8 protein-coding genes and 1 riboswitch are annotated in these 11,338 nt (G+C 70.9%); of the genes, 3 read left to right on the plus strand and 5 right to left on the minus strand.

Annotated elements, in window-relative coordinates:
• Positions 1-717 precede the first annotated feature (717 nt).
• Positions 718-892: riboswitch (cyclic di-AMP (ydaO/yuaA leader) on the plus strand.
• A gap of 6 nt (positions 893-898) precedes the next feature.
• Positions 899-2,023, plus strand: coding sequence for a transglycosylase family protein (locus ACZ38L_RS26665; protein ID WP_465697882.1), 1,125 nt, complete (start codon positions 899-901; stop codon positions 2,021-2,023).
• Positions 2,024-2,206: 183 nt separating this feature from the next.
• On the opposite strand, the gene ACZ38L_RS26670 is transcribed toward ACZ38L_RS26665, so the two are convergent.
• The 5 genes from ACZ38L_RS26670 to ACZ38L_RS26690 form a co-directional block, all read right to left on the minus strand.
• The gene (locus ACZ38L_RS26670) at positions 2,207-3,259 is read right to left on the minus strand and encodes a LacI family DNA-binding transcriptional regulator (protein ID WP_465697884.1); all 1,053 of its coding nucleotides are present in this window, start codon (positions 3,257-3,259) and stop codon (positions 2,207-2,209) included.
• A 1-nt stretch (position 3,260) separates the two neighbouring features.
• The gene (locus ACZ38L_RS26675) at positions 3,261-4,985 is read right to left on the minus strand and encodes a glycoside hydrolase family 13 protein (protein ID WP_465697886.1); all 1,725 of its coding nucleotides are present in this window, start codon (positions 4,983-4,985) and stop codon (positions 3,261-3,263) included.
• A gap of 98 nt (positions 4,986-5,083) precedes the next feature.
• Positions 5,084-6,004, minus strand: coding sequence for a sugar ABC transporter permease (locus ACZ38L_RS26680; protein WP_465697888.1), 921 nt, complete (start codon positions 6,002-6,004; stop codon positions 5,084-5,086).
• Positions 6,005-6,065: 61 nt separating this feature from the next.
• Positions 6,066-7,049 (minus strand): carbohydrate ABC transporter permease, encoded by a 984-nt coding sequence (locus ACZ38L_RS26685; RefSeq protein WP_465697890.1) that lies wholly within the window; start codon positions 7,047-7,049, stop codon positions 6,066-6,068.
• Positions 7,050-7,168: 119 nt separating this feature from the next.
• Complete coding sequence (locus ACZ38L_RS26690; protein ID WP_465697892.1) at positions 7,169-8,449, minus strand: extracellular solute-binding protein; 1,281 nt, start codon at positions 8,447-8,449, stop codon at positions 7,169-7,171.
• A 346-nt stretch (positions 8,450-8,795) separates the two neighbouring features.
• On the opposite strand from ACZ38L_RS26690, the gene ACZ38L_RS26695 reads away from it, so the two are divergent.
• Both ACZ38L_RS26695 and fahA read left to right on the plus strand, forming a co-directional pair.
• Entirely contained in the window at positions 8,796-10,016 is a 1,221-nt protein-coding gene (locus ACZ38L_RS26695) for a cupin domain-containing protein (RefSeq protein ID WP_465697894.1), read from the plus strand.
• Entirely contained in the window at positions 10,013-11,215 is a 1,203-nt protein-coding gene (gene fahA / locus ACZ38L_RS26700; protein ID WP_465697896.1) for a fumarylacetoacetase, read from the plus strand. Before ACZ38L_RS26695 ends, fahA begins: the two co-directional genes overlap by 4 nt.
• Positions 11,216-11,338: the final 123 nt, after the last annotated feature.

The raw sequence follows: 11,338 nt of genomic DNA on the forward strand, positions 1-11,338 counted from the left end.
CGCCCCCCCCCCCCCCCCCCCCCCCCCCCCTCCCCCCCCCCCCCCCCCCCCCCCCCCTCCCCCCCCCCCCCCCCCCCCCCAGGGCCGTTCCGTGCCCCCACCGGCCCGCCCAGGGGCCCGTGGCGGGGCGCGGACCGAGGACGCGGGCATCCGGCCGACCGGCGGCCGTCAGCGGCTCCAGAGCGGCCGGGACGGCCCGGCGCTGGCACGGCAGTTGGAGATGATGTGTCCGATTTGCCCGCACCTGCCACAGGAGCGACCGAATCGCCCGGCGGAGGCCGTAACAGGACTCAAGTGTCCGCTGGGCGAACGTCATAGGAATTTTTAATTCTCCGCCAGTTCATCCACCCGGACCGCCGGGTCCGGACCCCCGGCCCCGCCGCACGGATGTGGCGTGCGGTACACCGCGCCGGCTCTGACCGCGCGCCGACAAACCTCCGCACGGACACGGCGTCAGCCTTCCGATCCGCTGAGGGGGAGGCAATTCCGCACACTGCCGGGCGGATTCGCAGAATTCGATCAAAGGACCTCGACAATGGCCGCCGACACCCTTTCAGTTGATCTCCGAAGCGGATCTTGAAAGACTCCGACGGCCACTGTGACCGGCGCCACAGCTGTTTGCTAATCGAATTTAAGTCTGGTTAACGTGCTCCCCGTTCGTGGTCACACGGACCCATCCCGCCGGACGCCGAATCCTGCCACCGGACGGGCTGGCCGTCGCAGACGACGCCGAGGCAGGAGCGGGGGAACCAGGTTTGCCGCCCCGGAACGGTCTTCGGACCGGATACCGGGGCTAGGGGTGAAGCCGACCGCCGGAGAAATCCGAGCGGACGGCCGGGCAACTCCAGCCCGAATCCGACAGCTCACCTCGTAGGCGTAGGAGAGGAAACGCAACTTCATGCTGCCCACTTCTGGTACGAACCGCTCCACCCGCGTCCGCCGCGTGATCGCCGCGACCGGCCTCGTCGGTATCGGTCTGAGCCTTCCCTGCATCACCGCCACCACCGCGTCGGCCGCCACGGTCAGCACCTGGGACAAGGTCGCCCAGTGCGAGAGCGGCGGCGACTGGAGCATCAACACCGGCAACGGCTACTACGGCGGTCTGCAGTTCTCCGCCTCCACCTGGGCCGCGTACGGCGGCACCCAGTACGCCGCGCAGGCCAACCAGGCCACCGAGGACCAGCAGATCGCCATCGCCGAGAAGGTGCTGGCCTCGCAGGGCCCGGGCGCCTGGCCGGTGTGCGGCCCGAAGGCCGGCCTGACCCAGGGCGGCCCCGCCCCGCAGATCAATCCCTCCGGCGCCGCCTCGACCAGCACCGCGTCGAACACCTCCGCCACCCCCGCGCCGGCCCCGGCCGCCCAGGCCGGCAGCACCGGCTCGGCGACCCAGGGCGACTACACCGTGGTGGCCGGCGACTGGCTGTCCTCCATCGCCACCAAGCACAACGTGGCCGGCGGCTGGCAGAAGCTGTACGCCATCAACAAGTCGGTGCTGACCCAGGGTCCGAACGCCATCTTCCCGGGCCAGCACCTGTCGCTGGGCTCCACCGCGACGGCTCCGGCCGCCGCCACCCCGGCCCCGGCCACCCCGGCCCCGGCCACCCCGGCCCCGGCCCAGCCCGCCCCGGCGACCAGCACCCCGGCCCCGGCCGCTCCGGCCTCCGGCGCGATGGCCACCGCGATCGCCTTCGCCGAGTCCAAGGTCGGCCAGGCCTACGTCTACGGCGGCACCGGCAACGGCGGTTGGGACTGCTCCGGCCTGACCCAGGCCGCGATGGCCGCGGCCGGGATCTCCATCCCGCGCACCGCCGCCGCCCAGGCCTCCGCCAGCACCCCGGTCTCGATGAACAGCCTGCAGCCGGGCGACCTGCTCTTCTGGTCGAACAACGGCAGCGACTCGGGCGTCTACCACGTCGCGCTGTACATCGGCGACGGCAAGTACGTCGAGGCGGCCAACCCGTCGGCGGGCGTCAAGTACGAGACCATCGCCAACTACACGCCGAACTTCGCCGGCCGGGTCTGACCTCCGCGCGATCGTCGGTAGGCAGCAGTACCAGGAGTTCGCGAGCAGCAGCGACGCCGGATGGCGGGTGCCCGGGAGGGGCGCCCGCCATCCGGCGTTCGCGGAGCCGCTGAAAGGGCGGGTGACCAGGTGGTCACCCGCCCCGGACCGGGCGCGCGCTCTGTCAGGACCGCGCGGCCGGCCTCACTCCCCCCGGTGCGGATTCGCCCCGGTGGAGCCGCGCATGACCAGCTCCGGCTGGAACATGAACTCGGCGCGCTGCCCGGGGTTCCCCCCGACCTCCTCCAGCAGCGCGTCCACCGCCGCGGTGGCCATCGCCTCGACCGGCTGGCGGATCGTGGTCAGCGGCGGCTCGGTGAACGCCATCAGCGGCGAGTCGTCGAAGCCCACCACCGAGATGTCGCCCGGCACGGTCAGCCCGCGCTGGCGCACCGCGCGGATCGCGCCCAGCGCCATCAGGTCACTGCCGCAGACGATCGCCGTGCAGCCGCGGTCCAGCAGCGCGCCGGCCGCCGAGTGGCCGCCCTCCACACTGAACAGGGTGTGGTGCACCAGCTCCGCGGCCTGCTCGGCGCTGTGGCCGAGGACCGACTGCAGAGCCGCCGTGAAGCCCTCGATCTTGCGCAGCACCGGCACGTACCGGCGCTGGCCGACCGCCAACCCGATCCGCTCGTGGCCGAGTTCGGCCAGGTGCTGGACGGCCATCCGCATCGCGGCCCGGTCGTCCGGCGAGATGAACGGCGCGGAGATCTTCTCGCTGTAGCCGTTGATCAGCACGAACGGGACCTGCCGGCCGGCGAGCCGGGCGTAGCGCTGGTGGTCGGCGGTGGAGTCGGCGTGCAGGCCGGAGACGAAGACGATGCCCGCGACTCCCCGCTCGACCAGCATCTCCACCAGTTCGTCCTCGGTGGCTCCGCCCGGCGTCTGGGTGCACAGCACCGGCGTGTAGCCGTGCCGGCTGAGCACCTGTTCGATCACCTGGGCCAGTGCCGGGAAGATCGGGTTGCTCAGCTCCGGGGTGATCAGGCCGATCAGACCGGCGCTGCGCTGGCGGAGCCGGGTCGGCCGCTCGTATCCGAGCACGTCGAGCGCGGCCAGCACGGTCTGCCGCGTGGTCGCGGAGACACCTGCCTTGCCGTTGAGGACGCGGGATACGGTGGCCTCGCTGACCCCCGCCTGCGCCGCGATGTCGGAGAGTCGCGCCGTAGTCACGAGCCCAGAGCCTATTGCAACCATGTCAGACCGCCCACCAGGCGGTGCTGTCGGCCGGCAGCACGGTCTCGCCGTCCACCACCACGGTCTCCGCGGAGGAGAGCAGCAGCCGGCCGGGCGCCGGTATCCGGACCGGCTCGCCGGTGGTGTTGGCGGTGCAGACGAACGCTCCTCGCGGCACCTCGCGACGGAAGGCGAGCACGCCCTGCGGCGCGTCCAGCCACTCGACCTCGGTACCCGCGCCGAGCGCGGGGTGCTCGCGGCGCACGGCCAGCGCGCTGCGGTAGAGCTCCAGGGTGGAGGTCGGGTCGCCGGCCTGCGCCTCGACGCTGAGCCCGGCCCACTCGGCGGGCTGCGGCAGCCAGCTGGGGCCGCCCTCGGTGGGGCCGAAGCCGTAGGGGGCGCGCTGGCCGGACCACGGCAGCGGGACCCGGCAGCCGTCCCGGAAGCCGTCCTGGCCGCTGGCGCGGAAGAAGGACGGGTCCTGGCGGACCTCGTCGGGCAGGTCGGTGACGTCCGGCAGGCCGAGCTCCTCGCCCTGGTAGAGGTAGGCCGAGCCGGGCAGCGCGAGCATCAGCAGGCTGGCGGCGCGGGCCCGGCGCAGGCCGAGGGCCCGGTCGCCGGAGGTGCGGATCTGGGTGCCGCCGGGCGGGTTGGCGAAGCGGGTGGCGTGCCGGGTGACGTCGTGGTTGGAGAGCACCCAGGTGGTGGGGGCGCCGACCGGGCGCATCGACTCCAGCGAGACGTCGATCACCTCGCGCAGCGCGGTGGCCTCCCAGGCGGTGCTCAGGTACTGGAAGTTGAAGGCCTGGTGCAGCTCGTCGGGACGGACGTAGTTGGCGGTGCGCTGGACGGTCGGGGTCCACGCCTCGGCGACCGCGATCCGCTCGCCCGGGTACTCGTCGAGGATCCGGCGCCAGCTGCGGTAGATCTCGTGCACGCCGTCCTGGTCGAAGAACGGCATCACGTCGTTGCCGAGCAGCTTGAGCTGGTCGTGGCCGCCGAGGTCGGGCAGGCCAGGGGCCTTCACCAGGCCGTGCGCGACGTCGACCCGGAAGCCATCCACGCCCATGTCGAGCCAGAACCGCAGGATCGAGCGGAACTCGTCGGCGACCGCCGGGTGCTCCCAGTTGAAGTCGGGCTGCTCGGGGGCGAACAGGTGCAGGTACCAGTCGCCCGGGGTGCCGTCCGGGTTCGCGCTGCGGGTCCAGGCCGGGCCGCCGAAGATGGACTCCCAGTCGTTGGGCGGCAGTTCACCGTTCACGCCCTTGCCGGGGCGGAAGTGGTAACGGTCGCGCAGCGCCGAGCCGGGCCCCTCGCGCAGCGCGCGCTGGAACCACTCGTGCTGGTCCGAGGAGTGGTTGGGGACCAGGTCGACGATGATCCGCAGGCCAAGCCGGTGGGCGTCGCGGATCAGGCCGTCGGCGTCCAGCAGGGTGCCGAACATCGGGTCCACCGCACGGTAGTCGGCCACGTCGTAGCCGGCGTCGGCCTGCGGGGAGGCGTAGAACGGCGACAGCCAGACCGCATCGACGCCCAGATCGCGAAGGTAGGGCAGCCGGCTGCGGACACCCGGCAGGTCGCCCATGCCGTCACCGTTGGCGTCGGCGAAGCTGCGCGGATAGACCTGGTAGATCACCGCGTCCCGCCACCAGCCTCTGGGTGCACCACCGTTCGCGGTGGCCGCGGTGGCGGCGGGCGCGTCGGCCGCGGCGGCGGGCCGGGAGGCGTCGGCCAGGTTCTGGGTCATCGGTCTTCCCTCGGGGGGTTCGGTGTCGTCCCGGCCGCCGGGGTCGGGGCGGCCGGTTCGCGGCAACAGGCAGATTACTTGGCGGAGCTGAGAGTTCGTCAGGACTTGGCGGCACCGGCGGTGAGACCGGTGACCAGGTGCTTCTGGACCAGGTAGAAGAAGGCCGAGGCGGGCAGCGCGATCAGCACCGAGGTGGCCGCCATCAGGTTCCACTGGCTGTCGTGCTGGCTGACGAAGGTGGTCAGGCCCACCGCCAGGGTGTACTTGTCGGAGCTGAGCATGAAGGTGGAGGCGAACGGCACCTCGGCCCAACAGGTCAGGAAGGTGTAGAAGGCGGCGACCGCCAGGCCCGGGCGGGCCAGCGGCAGCACCAGCCGCCAGAAGGTGCCGAACGGGCTGAGCCCGTCGACCCGGCCGGCCTCGTCGATCTCCACCGGGATGGTGTCGAAGTAGCCCTTGAGCAGCCAGGCGCAGTACGGCACGGCGGTGCTCGCGTAGACCAGGATCAGGCCGCCGTAGCTGTCCAGCAGGCCGAGGTTGGCCATCAGGTAGTACATCGGCACGATCAGCACCGCGATCGGGAACATCTGGGTCACCAGCAGCGACCACATCAGCGGGCGCAGGCCGGGGAACCTCATCCGGGAGACCGCGTAGCCGGTGCTGGCGGCGATCGCCACCCCGAAGACACAGGTGCCGCCGGCCACGATCAGCGAGTTGAGGAACCACTGGAAGAAGTCGGTCTGGCCGAGCACCTTGCCGAAGTTGGCGAGGGTGGCCTTGCCGAGGATCCCGCCCGGGTGCAGGTAGTCCGTCTCGTTCGGACCCAGCGCGATGTAGCAGAGCCAGAGCACCGGGAAGACCGCGACCAGGCTCGCGACGGTCAGGGCGGTGTGCGAGAGCACCGAGGCGGTGCGGCTGCTCTCGCCGCGGCGGCGGACCGGGCGCGGGGCGGCCGCCCGGCCGGCCCGTTCGGGACGCGCGGGGGTGCTCTGCGGAGTGGGGACGGTGGTGCTGCTCATCGGGTGGCCTGCCTTCCGTGCCGGCGTGGTTCGGGTTGCCCTGAGACGGTCTGACGGACCGTCACATGACGGCCTGGTCGTTACGCTTCAGCCACCGCTGATAGAAGGCCGTGAAGACGATCAGGATGGAGAGCAGGATGATGCCGTAGCTCGCCGACTGGGCGTAGTCGCGCGGCTGTTGGCCGAAGCCCAGCTGGTAGGCCCAGGTGACCAGGATCTGCACGTCGGTGGCGTTCTGGCCGAACAGCAGGAAGATGATCACGAACTGGTTGAAGGTCCAGATCACGCCGAGCAGGATGACCGTGCTGCTGACCGAGCGCAGCCCCGGGAGCGTGACGTGCCGGAACCGCTGCCAGGCGGTGGCGCCGTCCATCTCGGCGGCCTCGTAGAGCTCGGCCGGGATCGACTGCAGGCCGCCCAGCAGGGTGACCATCATGAACGGCACCCCGCACCAGGTGTTGACCAGGATGGCCGCCGCCTTCTCCGCCAACGGCTGCTCCAGCCAACCGGGTTGCGGCAGGTGCAGGACGCCGAGCGCGCTGTTGACCAGGCCGCCGTCGGAGAGCATCAGCCGCCAGGAGAAGACCGTGACGAAGGTCGGCACGGCCCAGGGCACGATCAGCATCAGCCGGTAGAAGGTCCGCCCGCGCAGCTTCCGGTTCAGCAGCATGGCCAGGCCCAGCCCGATGCTGTAGTGCAGGGCGACGCAGAGCACGGTCCAGACGACGGTCCAGACGAAGTGCGACCAGAACCGGTCGTAGGAGTCGGGGCCCCAGAGGATGTCGGCGTAGTTCTGGAAGCCGACGAACTTGAAGCTGTCGGGGATGTGGTTGAACCCGACGGTGTGCCCGACGTTGAGGTTGGTGGCGTCGGTCAGGGTCAGGTAGAAGCCGCGCGCCAGCGGGTAGGCCACCAGCACCCCGAGCACGACGACCACCGGCGCGGCCATGGCGTAGGCGTACCAGTACCTGCTGTACGACTGCCGGATGCGCTGCAGCGGACCGCGGTTGCGGTCGCGCGGTTGGCCCTGCACGGCGACTGCCATCGATGACACCTTCTCGGGAGACTTGCGGGGAGGTACGGCCGGACGGGTCCGCCGAACGGCCCGATGTGGACGGGCCGTTCGGCGGGGGACCTGGCCGGCGCCAGGTCCGGTCACGGGTGCTACTTGCTGAAGTTCGGCAGCAGCTTGGCGTAGTCGGCCGCGATGGCGTTCAGGCCGTCCTGCACGCTCTCCTGACCCTGCACGATCTTGCCGAGGTTGATCCCGCTGGAGGTGAACAGCGAGGCGTACTCGGGAAGTTCGGGGCGCGGCTGGGCGTCCGGCAGGATCGCCTGGAAGCCGGCGATGCCGAGGTTGGCGGTGACGTCGGAGGTGTAGGCGTCGGGCCGGGTCGGCAGGGTGTCGTTCTTCTCCGCGATGAAGGTCTGGCTCTCGGCGGAGGTCATGAAGGCGACGAACTTCTCGGCGGCGGCCTGGTGGGCGGCGTCCGAGCCGGCGTAGACCTCCAGGTTGGCGCCACCGGTCGGGGCGCCGGCCTTGCCGGTGGAGCCGGCCGGGACGGGCGCGATGCCGAGGTTGGCCTTGTTGCTGAAGGCCGAGCCCTGGTAGATGTTGGTGATCTCCCAGGGACCGTTGATGATCGCCGCGACCTTGCCGTTGTTGAAGGCGTCCATCATGTGCGCGTAGGAGTCCGAGGTCACGTCCGGCTTGACGGTGCCGGGCGAGGTGAACAGGGACTGGTAGGTCTCGACCGCCTTGACCGCGGCCGGCGAGGTGATGGTGATCTTCTTGTCGGGGGTGTCCACCAGGTCGGTGCCCTCGCCGAAGAAGAGCGGCATCGCGTAGTAACCGTCACCCGCGCGCATCTCGAAACCGTCCACGCCGGTCTTGGACTTGATGGTGGCGGCGTCGGCCTTCAGCTCGTCCCAGGTGGTGGGTGGGGTGGTGATACCGGCCTGGCTGAAGAGCGCCTTGTTGTAGAGGAGGCCGAGGGTGTCGGTCACCTGCGGGACCCCGTAGGTCTTGCCCTGGTACTGCGCCTGCTTGATCAGGTTCGGCCGGAAGGCGGACGGGTCCGGCAGCGCGGGGGTGCCGTCCAGCGGGGCGAGGAAGCCCTGCTGGGCGAAGCCGGCGGTCCAGCCGACGTCGGAGCGGAAGACGTCGGGGGCGCCCTTGCTGCCCATCGCGGTCTGCAGCTTGTTCTGCGCCGAGTCGAACGGCACGTTGACGAAGTTCACCTTGATGTTCGGGTTGGCGGCCTCGAACTTCTGCGCCAGCGCCTGGTAGTTCGGCGCCTCGTTGGTGGCGTTGGAGGTGTCCCAGTACGTGATGGTCACCGGGCCGTTGGCCGAACCGGACGAGCCGGAACCGCTGCTGCCACAGGCCGCCAGCGAGACCGCGAGGGCCGCAACGAGGGCGGAGGCCGCGATGCCACGTCGCATGAGAACTCCTAGGAAAAGAAGGTGGGGGTGAGTGCCCGGAGGGGGGACGGAGGGGCGATACTGGCCACCTCGCGCCGGCCGCACCAGTGCCGCCGTCCGAGCTGAGCAGGAACGTAACAGTGGCAAGTCCGCTGATGAAAGCTCTTGCAGAAAGTTTCTGCAAGAAGACGGAGATCGTTACATCCACGTGTCCGGAGAGTTGCCTGCGCGCGTCCTGGCCCTCCCGGTCCGTCCTTGACACCACCCGTCCGGTGGCCTGGGATTGGTGCTGACCTGCCCAACACCCCCTGGGCGGTCCCGCCCCGGCCGGCGCAGTCCAGGGCGGTCAGTCGCTCAGGAGGCGCAGATGGCCTATTACCGCACCGTCGGCACGGTGCCACCGAAGAGGCACACACAGCACCGCAACGAGGACGGCGACCTCTACTACGAGGAGCTGATGGGCGAGGAGGGCTTCTCGTCGGACTCCTCGCTGCTCTACCACCGCGCCATCCCCTCCGCCCTGGTGGACAGCCGGGTGTGGGCCCTGCCGGAGGGCAAGCCGGAACCGAACCACCCGCTCAAGCCGCTGCACTTCAAGCTGCACGAGCTCTTCCCGGGCGACTCCTGGCGGCAGACCGACGCCGTGCGCGGCCGCCGGGTGGTCCTGAGCAACGCCGACGTCCGGATCGCCTACGTCGCCTGCGGGCAGCCGTCGCCGCTCTACCGCAACGCGATCGGCGACGAGTGCGTCTACGTGGAGTCCGGCAGCGGCACGGTGGAGACCGTGTTCGGCAGCATCGAGGCCGGCCAGGGCGACTACGTGATCCTGCCGCGGTCCACCACGCACCGCTGGGTGCCGACCGGTGACGAGCCGCTGCGGCTCTACGCGATCGAGGCGAACAGCCACATCACCCCGGCCCGGCGCTACCTCTCCAAGTACGGCCAGCTGCTGGAGCACGCGCCGTTCTGCGAGCGCGACCTGCGCGGCCCGGTCGGCCCGCTGCTGGTGACGGCCGAGGGCGACACCGAGGTCTACGTCAAGCACCGCGGCCCGGGCAGCGAGGGCGTGGCCGGCACGGTCTTCGTGATGCCGAGCCACCCGTTCGACGTGGTCGGCTGGGACGGCTGCCTCTACCCGTACGCCTTCAACATCAGTGACTACGAGCCGATCACCGGCCGGGTCCACCAGCCCCCGCCGGCCCACCAGGTCTTCGAGGGCAACAACTTCGTGATCTGCAACTTCGTGCCGCGCAAGGTCGACTACCACCCGCTGTCCATCCCGGTGCCGTACTACCACTCCAACGTGGACAGCGACGAGGTGATGTTCTACTGCGGCGGGAACTACGAGGCCCGCAAGGGCTCCGGCATCGGCCAGGGTTCGATCTCGCTGCACCCCGGCGGCCACTCGCACGGCCCGCAGCCGGGCGCCTACGAGCGCTCGATCGGAGTGGAGTTCTTCGACGAGCTGGCGGTGATGGTGGACACCTTCCGCCCGCTGGAGATCGCCGAGGGCGGCCGGGCCAGCGATGACGGCAAGTACGCGTGGAGTTGGAGCGGGCGCGGCCCGCAGGACGGTGTGACGAAGTGACCCTGCAGACCTGGGTACCGGTTCCCGAGGGTTCCGACTTCCCGATCCAGAACCTCCCCTACGGCGTCTTCACCCCGCGCCACGGCGGCGGTCCGCGGGTCGGCGTGGCGATCGGCGAGCAGGTGCTCGACCTGTCGGCGATCTGGGCGGGCACCCCGCTCGGTGCCGACCTCGCGACCGGCTCGCTCAACCGCTTCCTGCGCCGCGGTCCGGGCGAGTGGGCGTACGTCCGCGAGCGGGTGACCAACCTGCTCAGCACCGAGGAGCAGCGCCCGCTGGTGGAGGCCAACCTGCACCGGCTGGACCAGGTCACCCTGCACCTGCCCGTCGAGGTCGCCGACTACGTCGACTTCTACGCCTCCGAGCAGCACGCCACCAACCTCGGCCGGATCTTCCGGCCGGACGGCGAGGCGCTGCTGCCGAACTGGAAGCACCTGCCGGTGGGCTACCACGGCCGGGCCGGCACGGTGGTGGTCTCCGGCACCGGGATCCGCCGCCCGAGCGGGCAGCGCAAGGCGCCCGGCGACGCGGCGCCGGTCTTCGGCCCCTCGGTCCGGCTGGACATCGAGGCCGAGATGGGCTTCGTGGTCGGCGCCGGCTCGGCGCTCGGCGATTCGGTCGGCGTGGACGACTTCGCCGACCACGTCTTCGGCGCGGTGCTGCTCAACGACTGGAGCGCCCGCGACATCCAGGCCTGGGAGTACGTACCGCTCGGCCCGTTCCTCGGTAAGTCCTTCGCGACCTCGATCTCCCCCTGGGTGGTCCCGCTGGCCGCGCTGGAGGCCGCCCGGGTGACGACCCCGGCGCAGCAGCCCGAGCCGCTGCCCTACCTGGCCGAGAAGCAGGGCTGGGGCCTGGACCTGCGGATGTCGGTGGAGCTCAACGGGCAGTTGGTCTCCCAGCCGCCATACGCCGGGATGTACTGGTCACCGGCCCAGATGCTGGCGCACATGACGGTCAACGGTGCCTCGCTGCGCACCGGCGACCTGTACGGCTCCGGCACGGTCTCCGGCCCCGCCGCCGACCAGCGCGGCTCGCTGATCGAGCTGACCTGGAACGGCCGGGACCCGATCACCCTGGCCGACGGCTCGACCCGGACCTTCCTGGAGGACGGCGACACCGTCACGCTGCGGGCCACCGCGCCCGGCGCGGACGGCGTGCGGATCGGCTTCGGCGAGGTCACCGGCACCATCGTCTGATCATCAGGCCAGAAGGGGGGGTGCGGGGAACCGGGCGCGAAAGGCCCTTCTGTGCGCCGGGGGGGGGACAGAGACGGGGGCGCGTTCGGCAATGTCCCAAAGGAAAACCCCAAAAAACAAAAA

Source organism: Kitasatospora sp. NPDC024654 (genome assembly GCF_055559155.1).

Coding starts and splice junctions, on each gene's coding strand:
- ACZ38L_RS26695 (WP_465697894.1), top strand. CDS start 8,796: ATGGCCTATTACCGCACCGTCGGCACGGTGCCACCGAAGAGGCACACA.
- ACZ38L_RS26670 (WP_465697884.1), bottom strand. CDS start 3,259: ATGGTTGCAATAGGCTCTGGGCTCGTGACTACGGCGCGACTCTCCGAC.
- ACZ38L_RS26680 (WP_465697888.1), bottom strand. CDS start 6,004: ATGAGCAGCACCACCGTCCCCACTCCGCAGAGCACCCCCGCGCGTCCC.
- ACZ38L_RS26665 (WP_465697882.1), top strand. CDS start 899: ATGCTGCCCACTTCTGGTACGAACCGCTCCACCCGCGTCCGCCGCGTG.
- ACZ38L_RS26675 (WP_465697886.1), bottom strand. CDS start 4,985: ATGACCCAGAACCTGGCCGACGCCTCCCGGCCCGCCGCCGCGGCCGAC.
- ACZ38L_RS26685 (WP_465697890.1), bottom strand. CDS start 7,049: ATGGCAGTCGCCGTGCAGGGCCAACCGCGCGACCGCAACCGCGGTCCG.
- ACZ38L_RS26690 (WP_465697892.1), bottom strand. CDS start 8,449: ATGCGACGTGGCATCGCGGCCTCCGCCCTCGTTGCGGCCCTCGCGGTC.